The 16,337-nt window shown below is 62.9% G+C and carries 20 protein-coding genes; 11 read left to right on the top strand and 9 right to left on the bottom strand.

Annotated features, from left to right (window positions below; all coding sequences use genetic code 11):
* Window position 1: 1 nt before the first annotated feature.
* Complete coding sequence (locus VGO04_RS13300) at window positions 2-577, bottom strand: TetR/AcrR family transcriptional regulator (RefSeq protein WP_327496422.1); 576 nt, start codon at window positions 575-577, stop codon at window positions 2-4.
* A gap of 83 nt (window positions 578-660) precedes the next feature.
* Here VGO04_RS13300 and VGO04_RS13295 point away from each other — a divergent pair, with 83 nt between their 5' ends.
* The 3 genes from VGO04_RS13295 to VGO04_RS13285 all read left to right on the top strand — a co-directional run bounded on the left by VGO04_RS13295 (window position 661) and on the right by VGO04_RS13285 (window position 3,542).
* Complete coding sequence (locus VGO04_RS13295; RefSeq protein WP_327496421.1) at window positions 661-1,071, top strand: hypothetical protein; 411 nt, start codon at window positions 661-663, stop codon at window positions 1,069-1,071.
* A 29-nt stretch (window positions 1,072-1,100) separates the two neighbouring features.
* Entirely contained in the window at window positions 1,101-1,535 is a 435-nt protein-coding gene (locus tag VGO04_RS13290) for a DUF3995 domain-containing protein (protein ID WP_327496420.1), read from the top strand.
* Between the two features lie 210 nt (window positions 1,536-1,745).
* Window positions 1,746-3,542, top strand: a complete 1,797-nt coding sequence (locus VGO04_RS13285) for a GGDEF domain-containing protein (protein ID WP_327496419.1) — start codon at window positions 1,746-1,748, stop codon at window positions 3,540-3,542.
* Between the two features lie 2 nt (window positions 3,543-3,544).
* Here the strand turns inward: VGO04_RS13285 and betI are convergent, their stop codons facing one another.
* Window positions 3,545-4,135, bottom strand: a complete 591-nt coding sequence (betI, locus tag VGO04_RS13280) for a choline-binding transcriptional repressor BetI (protein WP_327496417.1) — start codon at window positions 4,133-4,135, stop codon at window positions 3,545-3,547.
* Window positions 4,136-4,238: 103 nt separating this feature from the next.
* On the opposite strand from betI, the gene choX reads away from it, so the two are divergent.
* The 3 genes from choX to VGO04_RS13265 all read left to right on the top strand — a co-directional run bounded on the left by choX (window position 4,239) and on the right by VGO04_RS13265 (window position 7,060).
* Window positions 4,239-5,174, top strand: coding sequence for a choline ABC transporter substrate-binding protein (gene choX / locus VGO04_RS13275; RefSeq protein WP_327496416.1), 936 nt, complete (start codon window positions 4,239-4,241; stop codon window positions 5,172-5,174).
* Entirely contained in the window at window positions 5,171-5,983 is an 813-nt protein-coding gene (locus VGO04_RS13270; protein WP_327496415.1) for an alpha/beta hydrolase, read from the top strand. The genes choX and VGO04_RS13270 overlap by 4 nt, the downstream gene beginning before the upstream one ends.
* Window positions 5,984-6,061: 78 nt before the next feature.
* Window positions 6,062-7,060 (top strand): NAD(P)H-quinone oxidoreductase, encoded by a 999-nt coding sequence (locus tag VGO04_RS13265; protein WP_327496414.1) that lies wholly within the window; start codon window positions 6,062-6,064, stop codon window positions 7,058-7,060.
* A 373-nt stretch (window positions 7,061-7,433) separates the two neighbouring features.
* Here the strand turns inward: VGO04_RS13265 and VGO04_RS13260 are convergent, their stop codons facing one another.
* Entirely contained in the window at window positions 7,434-8,171 is a 738-nt protein-coding gene (locus tag VGO04_RS13260) for a DUF3750 domain-containing protein (RefSeq protein ID WP_327496413.1), read from the bottom strand.
* Window positions 8,172-8,242: 71 nt separating this feature from the next.
* Here VGO04_RS13260 and VGO04_RS13255 point away from each other — a divergent pair, with 71 nt between their 5' ends.
* On the top strand, window positions 8,243-9,250 hold the full coding sequence (locus tag VGO04_RS13255; RefSeq protein WP_327496412.1) for an asparaginase: 1,008 nt from the start codon (window positions 8,243-8,245) through the stop codon (window positions 9,248-9,250).
* A gap of 45 nt (window positions 9,251-9,295) precedes the next feature.
* Here VGO04_RS13255 and VGO04_RS13250 read toward each other — a convergent pair whose 3' ends face one another.
* Window positions 9,296-10,048 (bottom strand): DeoR/GlpR family DNA-binding transcription regulator, encoded by a 753-nt coding sequence (locus VGO04_RS13250; protein ID WP_327496411.1) that lies wholly within the window; start codon window positions 10,046-10,048, stop codon window positions 9,296-9,298.
* Window positions 10,049-10,139: 91 nt separating this feature from the next.
* Here VGO04_RS13250 and VGO04_RS13245 point away from each other — a divergent pair, with 91 nt between their 5' ends.
* Window positions 10,140-10,511, top strand: coding sequence for a DUF4406 domain-containing protein (locus tag VGO04_RS13245; protein ID WP_327496487.1), 372 nt, complete (start codon window positions 10,140-10,142; stop codon window positions 10,509-10,511).
* A gap of 81 nt (window positions 10,512-10,592) precedes the next feature.
* Here VGO04_RS13245 and VGO04_RS13240 read toward each other — a convergent pair whose 3' ends face one another.
* On the bottom strand, window positions 10,593-11,324 hold the full coding sequence (locus VGO04_RS13240; protein ID WP_327496410.1) for a DUF4198 domain-containing protein: 732 nt from the start codon (window positions 11,322-11,324) through the stop codon (window positions 10,593-10,595).
* Between the two features lie 216 nt (window positions 11,325-11,540).
* Between VGO04_RS13240 and VGO04_RS13235 the strand changes: the two genes are divergently transcribed.
* A complete protein-coding gene (locus VGO04_RS13235; RefSeq protein ID WP_327496409.1) occupies window positions 11,541-12,161 on the top strand; it encodes a glutathione S-transferase family protein in 621 nt (206 codons plus the stop codon).
* Window positions 12,162-12,173: 12 nt separating this feature from the next.
* Here VGO04_RS13235 and VGO04_RS13230 read toward each other — a convergent pair whose 3' ends face one another.
* Window positions 12,174-13,103, bottom strand: coding sequence for a bestrophin family protein (locus tag VGO04_RS13230; RefSeq protein ID WP_327496408.1), 930 nt, complete (start codon window positions 13,101-13,103; stop codon window positions 12,174-12,176).
* 164 nt (window positions 13,104-13,267) lie between these two features.
* Here VGO04_RS13230 and VGO04_RS13225 point away from each other — a divergent pair, with 164 nt between their 5' ends.
* Window positions 13,268-13,849, top strand: coding sequence for a dihydrofolate reductase family protein (locus VGO04_RS13225; protein WP_327496407.1), 582 nt, complete (start codon window positions 13,268-13,270; stop codon window positions 13,847-13,849).
* Window positions 13,850-13,895: 46 nt separating this feature from the next.
* Here the strand turns inward: VGO04_RS13225 and VGO04_RS13220 are convergent, their stop codons facing one another.
* Together VGO04_RS13220 and VGO04_RS13215 are read right to left on the bottom strand one after the other, a co-directional pair.
* Window positions 13,896-14,249, bottom strand: a complete 354-nt coding sequence (locus VGO04_RS13220; protein ID WP_327496406.1) for an MmcQ/YjbR family DNA-binding protein — start codon at window positions 14,247-14,249, stop codon at window positions 13,896-13,898.
* 30 nt (window positions 14,250-14,279) lie between these two features.
* Complete coding sequence (locus VGO04_RS13215; RefSeq protein ID WP_327496405.1) at window positions 14,280-14,489, bottom strand: hypothetical protein; 210 nt, start codon at window positions 14,487-14,489, stop codon at window positions 14,280-14,282.
* An 89-nt stretch (window positions 14,490-14,578) separates the two neighbouring features.
* Between VGO04_RS13215 and VGO04_RS13210 the strand changes: the two genes are divergently transcribed.
* Window positions 14,579-15,517 (top strand): LysR substrate-binding domain-containing protein, encoded by a 939-nt coding sequence (locus VGO04_RS13210; protein WP_327496404.1) that lies wholly within the window; start codon window positions 14,579-14,581, stop codon window positions 15,515-15,517.
* A gap of 22 nt (window positions 15,518-15,539) precedes the next feature.
* Here the strand turns inward: VGO04_RS13210 and VGO04_RS13205 are convergent, their stop codons facing one another.
* Complete coding sequence (locus VGO04_RS13205) at window positions 15,540-16,199, bottom strand: glutathione S-transferase family protein (RefSeq protein WP_327496403.1); 660 nt, start codon at window positions 16,197-16,199, stop codon at window positions 15,540-15,542.
* Window positions 16,200-16,337: the final 138 nt, after the last annotated feature.

The raw sequence follows: 16,337 nt of genomic DNA, 5'->3' as shown, positions 1-16,337 counted from the left end.
GTTAGGTGGCGTCGCGGCTGTGGAGTAAAGCCTCCAGCAGCCCGAGCAGATCGGCGCGAAGGTCCGCAAGGCCGCTTGCGGCGAGCGCCTCGAGGCCGATCAGGGCGCCATAGAGTCCGTTGGCGCCACTGCGGCTGTGGCGCGCTGAAAACCCGCAACGCCCGAGCAGGTCGGCGACATAGTCGATGCGGCGCTGATCCACCGCCTTGAGGGTTTCTGCCGCCGACGTGTCGAAGCGGGCCCATTCGCGCACCGCGCTATCGGCCAGCAACCCGCCATAGGGAAGGTTGCGGTCATCGGTCGCAGCGCACACCAGCAGCCGCAACTGCTCTTCCGCGGGTCGCTGCGAGGCTTCGACCTCGTTGATGATTGTGTCGGTTGCTTCACGCGCCCAGTGGGCGAGCATCTTTGCCTTCAGATCCGGCACATCCTTGAAATGCCAATAGAAAGAGCCCTTGCTGACCTTCAGGTCGCGAGCAATCGCCTCGGCGCGCACCGCCTGCACGCCGCCTGCAGTCAGTGCGCGGAATGCGGCCTTGATCCAGTCATCGCTTGTCAGGGTGTTTTTCGTCGCCATGGGCTTTCCATACGCCACCGTATTGACTGAGGCAAGCGATCGCCGTACATACGCTGCCGTATGGAAACGATTGGAGGCGGCTTATGAACCGGTGGCTTTTGACGGCAGGCATTCTTTCCCTGGTCACGACGGGCATTCATCTCTTTGCCGGCGGAACGGATGTGCACGTACCCTTGCTCGAAAGCAGCCCGTCGCCGCTGTTGCAAACCTACGTCTCGCTGCTCTGGCACGCCACGAGCGCCATTCTCCTGATCAACAGCCTCGCCTTGCTGTTTGCCGCTGCGGACCGGCGCTACCGCCTGCCGCTCGCTGTGGCCGTGATCGCGCAGTATCTCGCCTATGCCGCGCTCTTCATGGGCTACGGACTTGCCTATCTGGGATCCCCTTGGCCGGCGCCGCAATGGGCAGTGTTCATCGTCATGGCGGGGCTTGCCGCCATTGGAGCGCGTTCGGGCGAAAAAACCGCTGCAGAAGGCCTTGGTCTGACGCGATAAAACCGTGCTCGCAACGAAAGGCGCTCCTGATGCTGACAATAATCGCTGTCCTGATCTTTCTGGTTCTTGGCGGCATAGCAGGCCTCCACGCCTACTGGGCGACGGGTGGGCTCTGGCCCTGTCGCGACGAGGCGTCGCTCGTGCGAACCGTGGTCGGCACGAAACATCGCTCGGTGATGCCGCCGGCCTGGCTGGCGTGGATCGTCAGCGTGCTCATTCTCGTGGCGGCACTCTTGCCGTTGTCGGTGACGCCGTTTTTGGCGGGTGTGTTGCCGCCGGCGCTGACCTATTGCGGCCTTACTGTCCTCACGGCGATCTTTTGCGCCCGCGGTCTGCTCGCCTTCTCGGCGGCCTTTCATAGGCGTCACAGTGCGGAACCTTTCGCGACGCTCGACCGGCGCATTTACGGTCCGCTTTGCCTGTCGATCGGCATCGGATACCTTGCTTTGCTTGCTCTTGTTTGACGGTCTGCGGCCGGGCGGCGCGGCTACCCGGTCACGGAAGCACTTGCTCATGAAACCACTGATTTCATTAGAGTGTTTGCAGTCGATCAGTGCGATAACGACTGTCACACAGCTTTCATCAAAGCTTCACAGAGGGGAAAGACTTCGTTGACGGTTGGCGGCCATGCTGCCGCCGTCCGACCGTCCGTTTCCCTGTTCCTGGAGCCCGGCATGTCCGCCGCCCCCGCCGAAATCCTCTCGCTGCGCCGGTTCGGCGACGACCAGATCGTTACGCTCGCCAAGCTCGTCATCGAAACCGCGTTCCAGCCGATCGCCGAAGCCGCCACCGGAACGGTCTTCGGTTACGAATCGCTGATGCGTGGTTTCCAGAAGCTGGGCTTTGCCTCGCCGCTGGAGCTGCTCGACAAGGCGCACGACGTTGGCCAGCTGCTGGCGCTGGAGCACATGATCAACAGCCGCGCCGTGGCCGGGTTTGCGACGCTGCCCGATCATGCCGCCCGCACCCTGTTCCTCAATTTCGATTCGCGTCTCGTCGGCGGTGAGGGCGACACCGTCGAACGTCTCGTCAATCATTTGAAGCGCGCCGGTATCGCCCCGTCCTCGCTCTGCTTCGAGCTCTCGGAACGTTTCGACAGCGGCAAGATGCCGGATTTGTCAGCCCTTGTGCGTGACCTCAGGCTTGCCGGCTTCAAGCTGGCGATCGATGACTTCGGCGCCGGCTTCAATGGGCTGAAGCTGCTCTGCGACCAGCCGGTCGACTATGTGAAGATCGACCGGCATTTCATTTCCGGCATCGAAGGCGACGCCCGCAAGCGCCATCTCGTCCGCCACACGGTCAACACCGCCCACGTGCTCGGCACGCGGGTGATCGCCGAAGGCGTCGAGACGGAGGCGGAGTTCCTGACCTGCCGCGATCTCGGCTGCGACCTCGTGCAGGGCTACTATGTGGCCAGACCGACGACGCATCTGAGCGAGCTTCTCGCCGCCTATCCGCATCTGGATCAAAGCGTCATCAGCCGGCGCCCTTCGTCATCGCTCGACAGCATTCTGATTCGCAAGCAGATCGAGCAACTGCCGAGCGTGCGCGAGAGCGATGATCTCGATTCCGTCTTCGACCTCTTCCGGCTGAACCCGCGCCAGGCCTTCTTTCCGGTGATCAACGCCAATGGCGAGCCGCGCGGTATCCTCAACGAATATCACGTCAAGGAGCTGATCTATCACCCCTTCGGCCGTGACCTGCTCAAGAACCGGATCTATCAGCGGCGGATCTCGCACTTCGTCAGCCCGGCGCCCATCGCCGACCTCGACACACCGGCCGACGAGATGCTGAAGATCTTTGCCGGCATGGACGGCAGCGACTGCCTGATCCTGACGGAAAACATGCGCTACGCCGGCACGCTGTCGGCCTCGTCGCTGCTGAAGATCATCAACGAGAAACAATTGAAGATGGCGCAGGAGCAGAACCCGCTGACGGGCCTGCCCGGCAACCGCGCCATTCGTGATTACGTTCAGGACGCGATCCTCGACGGCGATCAGGCGCGCTACTTCTGCTATTGCGACTTCGACGACTTCAAACCCTTCAACGACACCTACGGCTTTCAAAAGGGCGATCTGGCGATCACACTGTTTGCCGCCCTTCTGCGCCGGCATTTCATCGGCGAGGAGAAGTTTCTCGGCCATGTCGGTGGCGACGATTTCTTCGTCGGTGTCAGTGGCTGCACGGTCGAGGAACTGGAGGCGGTGCTCAACCGTCTGCTCGACGACTTCCGCTCTGACGTGCGGCAGCTCTATTCGGCCGAGCATCAAGCGGATGGTCGCATCAGCGGCCACGGCCGCGATGGATCGCCCAAGGTATTTCCGTTGATGCGCTGTTCGATCGCGGTTTTGGGTCTGCCGGAAGGCTTCGTCTTTTCCGACGGCCAGGCCGTCAGCGCCCGCATCGCCGAAATCAAGTCCCGCGCCAAGGCGAGCGAGACCGGTCTCGTGATGGACGCGCTTGGCGGCTGAGGTCAGCTCGCTTTCGGTTCAGGCAGGCGGTGGGCGAGGTAGTCGCGCATCTGCGAAAGCGCCATGTCGCGCGTCAGTCCGCCCGATTGCAAACCAAGCCGCAGCCATAAGCCATCGATCAACGACGTGATGCCCAATGCCACGGCCTCGCAGTCCTCGGCCGGCAACAGATCCGTGAGCGCGGAAAGAAGGTTCGAACGCATACGGGTGTGGATGACTTTCTGGATCCGTGCGAGCTGCGGTTCGCGGGGCACCTCGGCGCAAAGGGAAAGCCAGGCATGGCAGACCGAGGGCTGGAAGAAGCGCTCCTCGAAGTTCGCATCGATGATCGCCTCCAGACGCTCGCGCGGCGTGCGCGCGCGGCTCAGCCGCTCGACCACCGCTTCCTTTAGCGAGACGTTCGCCTCGCGCATTGCATGTTCGAAAAGCTCCTGCTTGTTGGCGAAGTAGTGCAGCACGATGCCCTTGGAGGCGCCGGCGTGGATAGCCACCTTCTCCAGCGTCGCGCCGGCCATGCCCTCCTTCTGCAGCACTTCGAAGGCGGCTCGACGCAATTCGCGCCGCCTGATCTCGCTTATCCTCGTCAGTCGCATCAACCGCCTCCAAACGATTCCCACATTGACAATCTTTCCGCAAAGATCAATTGTTGACCCGTGGGTCAATTTTCAGTCCCATTGGACAAAGTAGGAGGATGCGATGCCAAGCCTGAGACTGTGGATGTCCACCGTTGCCCTGATCGCCGTTGCCGCCCCGGCCTTGGCAACCGAGCCGCAGTCCTGCCGGCAGGTCCGGCTGGCAGAGCCCGGCTGGAACGATCTGGCATTTACAACGGGAGTCGGGATCACTGTGCTGAAGGCGCTGGGATACGAGCCGGAAAGCAAGCTGCTTGGCATCGACGTCATCTACACCAGCCTGCGTAGCGGAGATCTCGACGTCTTCCTCGGCTATTGGGATCCGGCGATGATTTCCTATTACAAGCCCTACAAGGATGACGGTTCGGTCGAGACCGTGCGGACAAATCTGAAAGGCGCGAAATACACCTTCGCCGTGCCCGATTACGTCTGGGAGGCGGGCGTCAGGGATTTCTCCGACCTGAAGGCCTTCGCCGACAGGTTTGAGAAGAAGATGTACGGCATTGAGCCCGGCTCAAACCAGTTGATGCTCGACACCATCAAGGATCTGAGTCTCGGGCTTGATGGCTGGGAAGTGGTGGAATCAAGCGAGCAGGGCATGTTGGCGGAAGTTACGCGCCGAGTGCGCGACAAGTCCTTCATCGTCTTTCAGGGTTGGGCGCCTCACCCGATGAACACGGCGCTGTCGATCAAGTACCTGACAGGTGGCGACAAGTTTTTCGGGCCCGACTTTGGCGCGGCGACCGTTTCGACGCAGGTGCGCAAGGGTTACCTGCAGGAATGCCCGAACGTCGCGAAGCTGCTGGAGAATCTGAGCTTCGATATCGACTTCGAAAATCGCGGCATGGGCTACCTGATGAACGACGGGCTGGCTCCGGAAGAGGCTGGCGACAAGGCGATCAGGCAGGAGCCGCAGCGCCTCGACGCCTGGCTTGCCGGCGTGACCACCTTCGACGGGAAGCCGGGGCTTGTCGCGGTCAAGGCCGCGTTGGGGCTGTGACCACCATCGCCCAGGACGACTGGTCGGCGCTGAAGCGGCGGCTCGAGCTTCCCGGTGGGCGCCAATTCGCCTATGTGGATCGCGGCGAGGGGCCGGTGCTGTTGCTGCTGCACGGCTATTCCGACAGCAGCCGGTCGTTCGCGCTGATCGCACCCTACCTGGCGGGCTACCGCCTGATCATTCCGGACCTTGCCGGCCACGGAGCGTCCGAGGCGGGGCCGGGGGCAACGGTTGCCGATTTTGCCGGCGATCTCGATTGTCTGGCCGGTCGGCTGGCACTTCGCGACGTCGTCGTCATCGGCCATTCCATGGGGGCGATGACGGCCATCGCACTCGCCGGCCGGCGTCCGGACCTGGTTCGTGCACTCGTCCTGTTGTCCGGCAGTCTGAAGCCTGGTCTCGACGCGACGAATGAGACCGCACGGGCGATCCGCGCGCTCAATGATCCGCTTCGTCCGGACCATCCGTTCTTCGATGTCTGGCACGCGTGCAGTCGGCCAGTTGATCCCGCGTTCCTCGCGCAGATACGCAAGGAAGCTGCGGAGATCCCGACGCGGACCTGGCAGGCTATCCTTGATGGCCTTGCCGCTACCGATCTCGGCACCAGCGCGCGAAATTTGCGTTTGCCGGTGCTTGCGATCGCTGGCCGCGAGGATTTGCTCTTCGACGCCGGACATCGCCAGCAGCTTGCCGCGTCCCTCCGGTCGGTGCATTCGATCACCCTCGACGGCCATGGGCACAATCCGCATTGGGAAAGTCCTGCGCTGGTGGCTGAAGAACTGCGCTCCTTCCTGTTGGCCGAGATCTGAGCGGCGGTTTGGCCGGCACCCTTTTCGCGACGTGCCCATAGCGCTAGATGTGACGCATCAGAAGCATGAGGTGGTGCCATGTCCCTTCCGTCAGAAATGAGTTTCGTCGATCTCCCGGCTCCAGGTGGGCCGGAAAATATGGTCATAAGGAAGGGGCCGCTGCCGCAGGTTCGCCCGGGCGACATTCTCGTGCGGGTCGAAGCCTCAGGCATCAACCGTCCGGATGTCCTGCAGCGCAAGGGCGATTACCCGCCGCCGCCCGGCGCCAGCCCGATCCTCGGCCTCGAAGTGGCCGGCGAAGTCGTAGCCCTCGGCGAAGGCGCCGAGGGCTTTGCGATCGGCGACAAGGTATGCGCGCTCGCCAATGGCGGCGGCTATGCGGAATACGCGTCGGTGCCGGCAAGCCAGGCACTGCCTTGGCCGAAGGGCTACGACGCGGTGAAGGCGGCAGCCTTGCCGGAAACCTTCTTCACCGTCTGGGCCAATGTCTTCGACATGGCGGACCTGAAAGCGGGCGAAAGCATTTTGATCCACGGCGGCTCGAGCGGCATCGGTACGACGGCGATCCAGCTTGCCAAGGCCTTCGGTGCCGAGGTCTTTGTGACCGCCGGCAGCGCCGAGAAATGCGCCGCCTGCGAGGCGCTTGGCGCCAAGCGTGCGATCAACTATCGCGACGAGGATTTCAAGGCGGTCGTGGTCGAAGAAACCGACGGTCGCGGCGTCGACGTCATTCTCGACATGGTCGGCGGCCGCTACTTCGACCGCAACATCGCTTCGCTCGCCAAGGACGGACGCCTGTCGATCATCGCCTTTCTCGGCGGTGCCAAGGTCGAAGCGGCAAACATCGCACCGATCCTGACGAAGCGGCTGCACATCATGGGTTCGGCGCTGCGCCCGCGCACCGCTGCTGAAAAGCAGGCGATCCGCGATGGCCTGAAGCAGAAGGTCTGGCCGCTGCTCGAAGCGGGCAAGCTCGCGCCGGTGATCCACTCGGTGCTGCCCTTTGCCAAGGTGGCGGACGGGCATCGCGAGATGGAGACCGGCGACCATATCGGCAAGATCATCATGTCCCTGTGACCATCATCAGGCCCATGTGATCGGGAGGATCATCATGTCAAGGTGATCCGTGTGATCCGAGGGATCGTCACGCCTAGACCTTCGTTGGTCTTGCAATTGCCGAGAGATCGCCTACCTTGTGGCTATCTGAAACGAACAGAAAGGAAGGTGGTCCAATGTCTAATGAGATTTCGGTCTTGGTGAAAGGCATGGGAGAGGTGAACACGTCGAGGCAGCCCTCGGCCTGATCCCGCCTTCCTTCGGGTCCAAAGCCCGGGCCATCCACTTGGCCAGAACTCATGGAAGGGTCGCCTCGGGCGGCCCTTTTCCATTTTCGGAACTCCAGAAAGCCGGCCCTCGCTCTTCAGTCTTGCAGGATTCCTTGCCGGTGCCGTCATACCCCAAAGCGGCCAAGGGCCGGGATCTTGATGCCGGGTCTTGCGAAGTCGAAACCGGCGACAAGCCCGAAGAAATGCAGCTCGAAGCCGCTGCGAACCCCCGCTGAAACGCCGGCCAGGCCGTAGAGGGTCGCGTGCATGTCTCTCCCGTCCGCGTCGATCTGGAACAGCTTTCCCTCCGGCAGATAATCCCGACCGACGGCATCCGGCGGCAGTACGGCGCCGAGTTCGGGTACGGAGCGCAGCACATGCGCGACGAAGGTGTTGGAGTTCGGCCCCGGCCAGATCCGGTAGCCGCCAGGCGAAGCATAGGGGTAGCTGGCAATCGCGGCCTCGATCTTCGGGATCAGCCGGGTGGCGTCGGTGCCAGTGACCGAGACCACAAGTCGCGGCTCGTTCGAGTACCAGCGTGCATCCGCCGGATAGGCGTTGCGGCGGATCGGCTTGCCCCAGCCCACCTTGTCGTAGCGATCGTAGCCAGACGCGCCCTGTTGCTTGGTGACGATCCAGGCGTGGCTTGCAACCGCACCCTTCATGCCGCCCGTCGTTGCCGAAAAGATGTAGATCGCGGCATCGGGGCTTTCGCTCGCCTTTGGCAGGATGCCTGCCGAGGACCAGTTGGCATCACGCCAGCTTTGCGGCCGGTCCCGCATGTACCACCAGCCGGCAGACGCCAGTGCCGGCAACAGGTAGATGACCAGGAAGGCGACGGCGAGCCTGCGGGCGAATTTCATGAAAACTCCGTTTCCTGTCGTGCGATTCCTGTTAAATGCACGGAGCAATTTCGGATATTTGAGGGCAAGGCATGTCGAATCCCGTTCTCGTCGAAGTCACACGCGGAAACCTCGTTGAAAGTCGCCATCGCGGGCTGGTGATCGCGGTCGACGGCGATGGCCGGACCGTCTTTTCGCTCGGCGATACCGACACCGGCGTTTTTCCGCGCTCCGCCTGCAAGGCGATGCAGGGATTGCCGCTGATGGAGAGCGGTGCGGCGGACGCCTACGGCTTCGGCAACAGGGAACTGGCGCTTGCCTGTTCCTCCCATTCCGGGGAGCCGGAGCATGTGGAGCTTGCCGCAAAGATGCTGGCAGCGGCAGGCCTCGATGTTTCGGCGCTCGAATGCGGCGCCCACTGGTCGTCCGACCAGAAGACCCTGATCGGCCAGGCCCGCGGCCTCGATGCGCCGACAGCGCTTCACAACAATTGCTCCGGCAAACATTCCGGCTTCATCTGCGCCTGCTGCCATTCCGGCACCGAGGTGAAGGGCTATGTCGGCTATGAACACCCGCTGCAGCAGGAGATCCGCGGCGTGATGGAAAGCCTGACCGGTGCACTCCTCGCCAAGGACAATTGCGGCGTCGACGGCTGCTCGATCCCGACCTACGCGGTGCCGCTCAAGGGCCTGGCGCATGGCTTTGCGAAGATGGCAACCGGCGTCGGGCTCGAAACGGAGCGTGCCCGCGCCTCGAAACGGCTGATCGAGGCCTGCATGGCAGAACCCTTTTATGTGGCCGGCACCAAGCGCGCCTGCACGCGTCTGATGAAAACGGCACCCGGCCGCATCTTCGCAAAGACCGGCGCGGAAGGCGTCTTCTGCGCGGCCATTCCGGAAAAGGGCATCGCCATCGCGCTGAAATGCGAGGATGGCGCGACGCGTGCGGCCGAAGCGATGGTGGCGGCAACGCTTGCCCGTTTCTTCCGGGATGAGCCTGAGCTGCATGCCGCACTGATGGCGCAGGCCAACCATTCCATGCACAACTGGAACGGTATCCATGTCGGCGACGTCAGGGTGACGGACGCCTTCGCCGCCTGAACCGCCGCTGACAAAGATTGCCTCCGTGTCTTCCAGGCGGAGGCGTCAGGCGTTGATCATCGTAATGTCTGCATCCCTATAGGACGCAAGCGTCTCGTCCTTGATCTCCTGCGGCACGATGAAGCCGGAGAGATCGGCGATCCCGGCCACCCGATGCGGCGAAACCGCGCCGAATTTTTCCGCTGTCGCCAGCACATAGGTGTCAGCGGCCTGGCCGAGGATCGCACGCTTGACGGCCGCTTCCTCAAAGTCGCCGGTTGATACGCCGTGCGCCGGGTGAATTGCGGTGACGCCGAGGAAGAACAGGTCGACCCGGATGCCGGCGATGGCTGCGAGCGCCGAGGCGCCCGTCGAGACCATCGAGTGCTTGTAGAGCCGGCCGCCGATCAGGATCACTTCGGCGTCATGCCGTTCGAGCTCGGCGGCAATCGTCGGGCTATGGGTGACGACGGTGAGCTGCATGTCCCGTGGCAGCGCCCGCGCAATTTCCGCATTGCTCGTGCCGCCATCGAGAAAGATCGTCTGTCCGGTACCGATCATCGCCGCTGCCTTGCGCCCAAGCCTGCGCTTGACGTCGCTGGCGATTTCCTGTCGCGCGGCAAAATTCGGAAGCGGCGGCACCAACGGCAGGGCTCCGCCATGCACGCGCTTCAGCAATCCCTCGGCCGCCATCTCGCGCAGATCGCGCCGGATCGTGTCCTCCGACAAGTCCAGCTCGTCGGCAAGGCGCTTGGCGATGATCTCCCCGTCGCGCGAAAGTCGCGCCGAAATCAGCGCCCGTCTCTGTGTCGTCAGCATGAATGTCTCCTTGACTCTTCACGATATTGCACGAAATATCGTGAATATTCCAGAATTATCTGGTTTCCTCGTGCAGTTTATGGAGAGCATCATGCTGATTTTGATCGCAGGTCCCTATCGTTCCGGAACGGGCGACGACCCGGCGAAAATGGCGGCTAATCTGAAGCGGCTGGAGGCGCCGTCCTATGCCCTGTTCAAAGCGGGGCATGTGCCTATCATCGGCGAATGGGTGGCGCTGCCGGTCTGGCACGCCGCCGGGGGCGAGCGGATCGGCGACGATCTCTACGAGGAGATCTTTCACCCCGTCGCCGGCCGCCTTCTGGCAATCTGCGACGCGGTGCTGCGCCTGCCGGGCGACAGCAAAGGCGCCGACAACGACGTGCGCATCGCCCGCGAGCGCGGCATTCCCGTCTATCATCGCCTGGAAGACGTGCCGGCTTGCGGTGAGGCGCTGGTCGCCTGATTGAAACACGCGTCGTCACTGGTCTTTGCGTGGCGCGAAAATCCCACGCAAAGACCAGTTCGCCAGGGCGTGCTTTACGGCCTATTCGTGCACGTGCGGTTCTGCGACGAAGGTCAGCGTCGCCGTCAGGCCCTTCTTGTCGGCTGCTGCGTCGCCTTCAAGCGGGATCGCGTGGCTGACGGCAAGGATGTTCATGCCGGCATTGCGCAACGTCACTTCGGCTTCGCCATTCGCGTTCGTTTTTTCCGAGACGAGCTCCGGCATTCCGGCGTAGTCGAGGGTGATTTCCTTGCCTTCGAGGGGTTTTCCGTCAAGCAGGAGGCGGATGCGAAACTTTTCACCCGGTTTCAGGCCGATCGGGTTGTCGAGCGGGACGATCTGCAGCGGCTGCGCCGGGAAGGCCGGCAGATCGCCATGGGCGTGCACGAGCGCGATGCTGTACTTGATCGAGTGGCTCGCCTGCTTGGCGCCGGGCACCTCGTTTTTAGGCTTGTTGACCCATTTTCCGTCCGCACCCTCGCTCCAGTAGCCGTTGTCGAACTCGAGCGCGACGAGCGCGGGTTCGCCTTCGGGCTTGAGAAGCGCATGACCGTCCGCCGCCTCGATCGTTACCGGCAACGCCTTGCCATCCTCGCCGACCGCTGACACCGATTTTACCTTGGCCGGATCATAGGCCTCGTCGGCAGGGCCGTGGCCGTAGATCACCGCCAGCGTACCCCAGCGCTCGGCGACCCAGGCGCCGTGCGAAAATGCCGGGCTCGCGCCGGCAATCAGCAGGCTGGCGGCGATGAGGGGGGAAAAGAGCTTGTTCATAAGCAACTCCAAAAATGTTATAACGTAACAATCACGTTGTATTGAAGCCTTGTCTGGCTTGTCAACGGCGCTGAGTTCATTTCTTCTGCGGGCCGCCCGAACGGGCGCTGACGCGAAACGGACAGGGCGTGACCACCGATGTCCGTTTTACTCAAGCCGAAGCGGACGTTCTTGCTGGCGGCCGGAAACCGAAATGATCGCAGAGGAGAGCTTAAAGTGTTGAAATTGTTCTACGCACCGGGAACCTGTTCACTGGCCGCGCACATCGCGCTGGAGGAGACAGGCGTCAGTTATGAGGCGCGTCGCGTCGATTTCTCCACCGCCGAGCAGACCAAGCCGGATTATCTCGCGATCAACCCGAAGGGGCGGGTGCCGGCGCTGGTGACCGATCGCGGCGTCATCACGGAAACGCCGGCGATCCTGACCTACATCGCGCAGTCCTTTCCCGATGCGAAGCTGGCGCCAAACGGTGACGCATTTGCCTTCGCCCGCGTCCAATCGTTCCTGAGCTATCTCTGCTCGACGGTGCATGTGGCGCATGCGCACGGCCGCCGCGGCGCGCGCTGGGCCGACGATCCGGCGGCGCACGAGGCGATGAGGGCCAAGGTGGCGTCCAATATGGCGGCCTGCATGGAGCTGATCGAGACGACGATGTTCGAAGGCCCCTTTGTCATGGGTGAAGCCTATTCGATTGCCGATCCCTATCTCTTCACCATGGCCGGCTGGCTCGAATCCGACGGCGTCGATCCCTCGCGTTTCCCGAAAGTGCTTGATCACCGCAACCGCATGACCGCGCGGCCGGCCGTCGCCCGGGTGCTGGCGGCGCTCAAGGCCTGAGGAAAGCCGTGGCTACATCAGGATGTAGTCCTTCGGCTGCGGCAGCGGCGGAAGGTCGGTTTCGCCGAGCGCTTCGCGAAGATTGATCTCGATGATGTCGGCAAGGGCGACGATCGGAAGGTCGTTCGGCAGCACGCCGAACGGCTCTTCCAACTCGTCGCCAAGCGCATCGAGCCCAAAGAAGGTGTAGGCGACGAGAGCGGTGACGAAGGGCGTTGCCCATCCGAGCGCATCGGCAAAGCCGAAGGGCAAAAGGAAACAGAAGAGGTAGGCCGTGCGGTGCAGAAGCAGCGTGTAGCCAAAGGGCACCGGCGTGTTGCGTATGCGCTCGCAGGCGGCAAGCATCGCCGACATCCGGCCAACCGTGCCGTCAAGCAGCACCCATTGAACGTCGCTGATCGTGCCGGAGGCACGCAGCTCTGCCAGGTCGCGGCCCATTTCGCGCAGCAGGTAATCCGGGCCGTTGCGGCTTGCCCTGTAACCCGGAGCGAGATCGGCGGGCAGCCGTGCGAGCGCCTTTGAGGCGTCGCTGCCCGGCCGCAGGTGGCAGACCAGGGCGTGGGCGAAGGCGATTGCGATGTTGAGGAGCCGCTGCCGCGCGTCGTCCTTGGCCGAAACGCTGTCCGCTTGCACCAGGACAAGCGTCTGGCGGGCAAGGTCGCGCGCGGCGAAAATCAGCTGTCCCCAGTCCTTGCGCGCCTCCCACCAGCGGTCGTAGCAGGCGTTGTTGCGAAACCCGAGAAACACGGACAGCGCGATGCCGAGCAGCGCGAAGGGGCCGCTGTTGACGCTTGGAACCAGGCCGGGATCGACACGGTGTGCCCAGACGACGAAGGCGGAGAGTGCAAAGACGAACAGAACCTGCGGAAAGATCCGCTGGATAACCGACCCGCGCAGGATGAAAAACAGTTTGATGAGGCTGGGGCGGTTACGAACGATCATGGAACAACACCTGTCCGGCTGGATGCTTTCACCGGTATAGGCGTCGAACAGGAATTGGAAGAGACCGCAACCGTCCCACCACCGCAGAGAAGATTTTTGCGCCCGATGTCGGCTGGCCGGCCTGTCGTGCGTCCTTGTCGTGAAACGTCAACAAGGAGACGACGATGCGCAAGATGGTTGCCGGCATGCAGATGTCGATCGACGGGAAGATCGACGGGCCCGACGGTTACGCCGACTGGGTCGATTCCTGGTCAGACACGTTCGATCTTCTGCCCGAGATCGATGCCTGCGTTCTCGGGAGCGGCATGTACGCGGGCTACGAGCAATACTGGAGCGCGATCAAGCGCGATCCGCATTCGCCGCTCGAATTGACCGGAAACGTGCCGACCGAGGAGGAGATCGAGTATGCGGACTTTGCTCTCAGCACGCCGCATTATGTGCTTTCAAGGAGCCTCGCCAGTGTCGAATGGGCCAACTCCACGATCATTCGCGACGTCTCGCAGATCGAGCCGCTGAGGCAGTCGCCCGGGAGAACGATTTATGTCGTCGGCGGAGCGCAGACGGTGTCGAGCCTGATGGATCGGGGGCTGATCGATGAGTTGCATCTCACCGTTCACCCGCTGGTGGTGGGTGAGGGCAAGGCGCTGTTTGAAACGATCGCCGGGCGGCATTACGTCGAACTCGACAGCGTCAAGGCAGTCAATGGCAAGGCCTGCCTGATCTACAAGGTCGGTCGCCGGGCCTGATGCCGCACCGCGGCTTCGACACGCTGCCTCCTTCTCTGGTCGACATTCAGCCGGTGAAGCTTGCCGCAAGCTTCTTCGGTGCCTTCTCGCGCCAGGCGGCAACCAGCCGCCCGGTCAGGCTCGCATCGTCGATGGCAGAAAGCCGGACGAGCATCGCCGGCCAGCCCCGGTAATGATCGGTCTCGAAGTAGAACTCGGGTTCGAGCTGCAGCAGCATTTCCTTTTCTTCGAGCGCACACATGACGACGAGGGTCTCGTCATCCTTCATGCGCACGAAGCTCTTGTCCCGTACCAGCAGCGCCGGCGTGCCGTAGGACGTGCCGATGGAAACCTCCGGAAGGCCGGAATTCTCCGCCAGCTTGACGATGCGCGCGAAATTGCGATCAAGATCCCCGCTCATCCCGCCAGCATATCACATTGGCAAACCTCGTCACCGGCCGCCGGCCGGAAGGACGTCGCCGGCGCGCTCGCAGGTCCGCGGCCAAGGCCAGCCCGGAAACGGCAGGTCACCGAGTTCGCGGCCGTCCATGCGTTCCAGATCCGGGTGCTGTAGCGGATCGCGCACCCAGGCGAGCGGCGCATCGTCGTTCCGGTTCTCGGAAGCCTTGTTTGAGGTCAGTGACGAGAGAAACTTCAGCATGGCGGACCATCCTTTCGATGCTTGGATGATCTGCCTCTTGCCCGCTGCTTTCAATTGAGAATGGCAATGAAAGAGTTTAGAAAAACTATATGAGAGATTTGAACGCCGTACACTTGAACGGGTTGCGGGCGGTCGAAGCCGCCGGCCGCCTCGGCTCGCTGGCAGCGGCGGCCGAGGAACTCGGCGTGACGTCCGGTGCCGTCAGCCAGCAGATCGCCAAGGCCGAGGCCCAGCTTGGTCGCGTCCTGTTCGAGCGCACGCCGCGCGGCCTGGTGCCAACGGATTTCGGCCAGCGGTTTCTTGCCCGCCTGACAAGCGCGTTCGGCGAGTTGGCGGAGGCCGTGGCGTCTGCCCGTCGGCGCGACGAGTCGGTATTGACGATCTCCGTCGCGCCTGTCTTTGCCGCCCGCTGGCTGGTCTATCGGTTGAACCGTTTTGCCGAGCGCCATCCCGATATTCGCCTTCGCATCGATGCGACGACCAAGCTCGTCAACCTTGATACATCCGATGTGGATGTCGGCATCCGTGTCGGTACCGGGGAGTGGGTGGGGGTGAAGTCCGAGCCGCTTTTGCAGCAGGAGGTCTTTCCGGTTTGCTCCCCGGCCATGGCGGAGGAGCTGCGCAAGCCTGCAGATATTCTAAAACTGCCTGCGGTCATCGACGGCCATTCGATGTTCAGCTGGGAGGTGTGGTTTCGCGAGGTTGGCCTGTCGGGCGCCGAAATGCGGGTGCGTCACACCTTCAACGAGGCGTCGCTGGTGCTGGATGCGGCGATCTCCGGCCAGGGGGTGATGCTCGCCTGGCAGACGCTGGCCGGTTTTGCAATCACACAGGGCAGTCTGGTCGTGCCCTTCGGTGTGCGCGCCAGGACCGGCTATGGCCACTATTTCGTCAGCTCGCCGTCGCGGCGCGAAAGCAAGGCGGCCGCAGCCTTTAAGCGCTGGGTCCGCGACGAGGTGGAGGAGGGCATGCGGCTGCTCGACGAGAGGGCGCCGCGTGTCTCGTTCGACGCGGCGACCATGAGCTGACGCGTATCGGGTTCGCTGGTGGCTATTCCTGTTCGCTCAAACGCACGTCCATCATCGCCTTGAAGGCCGGCCGGGCATGGCAGCGAGAAAGCCAGGCGGCGACGCGGGGATACTTCTCAAAGAGCTGCTTCTGGCTCATGGCGTAGCGAAACACCTCCGCGAGGTTGAGGTCGGCCACCGTGAAGCGGTCTCCGACGAGATAGTCGCGCCGCTCCAAATGTCCGTCCAGGTGAGCGAAGACCTTGTCGAGCGCCTTGGCGCACTTGGTAATTGTCGCTTTTCCTTCGTCGGTCTCGTGCGCATTGTAGTCGTAGGTCAGGATGATCTGGACGGCGTGCGGCTCGACCTCCGTTGCCGCCCACATCGTCCAGTTGCCCATCAGGCCTTCCTCGGCGACATCGGCAGGCGCCAGCGGACCGCCGTACTTGCGTGCGAGGTAGAGATTGTTGGCAAGCGATTCCGTCAGCACCACCCCGTCGTCCTCGATCGCGGGGATCAGTCCCATCGGGTTGACCGCAAGGAATGCCGGTGACTTGGTGTTGATCGGCGCATCGGCGGCGAGCGGATCGGCGACGCGGCGCGCCTGGACGACCGGCACGGACTTGAAGGGGATGCCGAGCTCGCCCGCCATCCAGTAGTTGCGCGATGCGCGTGAGCGATAGACCCCATAAATCGTCAGCATTCCGAACTCCTCCCGTCGTTGCCGTGGGCTTGTCTTAGGCAGTCGCGCGCGACGGTGAAAGCCGATGCTGGTGATACCACACATGAAATGTTTTGATGCGGGCGTGCGGCGCATTGCCCGCTTGCCTTTGCCGCCGAC

It is taken from the genome of Ensifer sp., assembly GCF_035999185.1.
Classification (GTDB): domain Bacteria; phylum Pseudomonadota; class Alphaproteobacteria; order Rhizobiales; family Rhizobiaceae; genus Ensifer.
Note: the sequence above shows the minus strand (reverse complement) of the source record. Positions and strands in the feature narration are given on the sequence as shown.

Bases quoted from the DNA above. Each gene is read 5' to 3' on its own strand.
- VGO04_RS13205 (WP_327496403.1), bottom strand. From the start codon at position 16,199: ATGCTGACGATTTATGGGGTCTATCGCTCACGCGCATCGCGCAACTAC.
- VGO04_RS13300 (WP_327496422.1), bottom strand. From the start codon at position 577: ATGGCGACGAAAAACACCCTGACAAGCGATGACTGGATCAAGGCCGCA.
- VGO04_RS13260 (WP_327496413.1), bottom strand. From the start codon at position 8,171: ATGAAATTCGCCCGCAGGCTCGCCGTCGCCTTCCTGGTCATCTACCTG.
- VGO04_RS13285 (WP_327496419.1), top strand. From the start codon at position 1,746: ATGTCCGCCGCCCCCGCCGAAATCCTCTCGCTGCGCCGGTTCGGCGAC.
- VGO04_RS13250 (WP_327496411.1), bottom strand. From the start codon at position 10,048: ATGCTGACGACACAGAGACGGGCGCTGATTTCGGCGCGACTTTCGCGC.
- VGO04_RS13220 (WP_327496406.1), bottom strand. From the start codon at position 14,249: ATGAGCGGGGATCTTGATCGCAATTTCGCGCGCATCGTCAAGCTGGCG.
- VGO04_RS13215 (WP_327496405.1), bottom strand. From the start codon at position 14,489: ATGCTGAAGTTTCTCTCGTCACTGACCTCAAACAAGGCTTCCGAGAAC.
- VGO04_RS13295 (WP_327496421.1), top strand. From the start codon at position 661: ATGAACCGGTGGCTTTTGACGGCAGGCATTCTTTCCCTGGTCACGACG.
- VGO04_RS13230 (WP_327496408.1), bottom strand. From the start codon at position 13,103: ATGATCGTTCGTAACCGCCCCAGCCTCATCAAACTGTTTTTCATCCTG.
- VGO04_RS13225 (WP_327496407.1), top strand. From the start codon at position 13,268: ATGCGCAAGATGGTTGCCGGCATGCAGATGTCGATCGACGGGAAGATC.
- betI (WP_327496417.1), bottom strand. From the start codon at position 4,135: ATGCGACTGACGAGGATAAGCGAGATCAGGCGGCGCGAATTGCGTCGA.
- VGO04_RS13245 (WP_327496487.1), top strand. From the start codon at position 10,140: ATGCTGATTTTGATCGCAGGTCCCTATCGTTCCGGAACGGGCGACGAC.
- VGO04_RS13265 (WP_327496414.1), top strand. From the start codon at position 6,062: ATGTCCCTTCCGTCAGAAATGAGTTTCGTCGATCTCCCGGCTCCAGGT.
- VGO04_RS13255 (WP_327496412.1), top strand. From the start codon at position 8,243: ATGTCGAATCCCGTTCTCGTCGAAGTCACACGCGGAAACCTCGTTGAA.
- VGO04_RS13240 (WP_327496410.1), bottom strand. From the start codon at position 11,324: ATGAACAAGCTCTTTTCCCCCCTCATCGCCGCCAGCCTGCTGATTGCC.
- choX (WP_327496416.1), top strand. From the start codon at position 4,239: ATGCCAAGCCTGAGACTGTGGATGTCCACCGTTGCCCTGATCGCCGTT.
- VGO04_RS13290 (WP_327496420.1), top strand. From the start codon at position 1,101: ATGCTGACAATAATCGCTGTCCTGATCTTTCTGGTTCTTGGCGGCATA.
- VGO04_RS13210 (WP_327496404.1), top strand. From the start codon at position 14,579: ATGAGAGATTTGAACGCCGTACACTTGAACGGGTTGCGGGCGGTCGAA.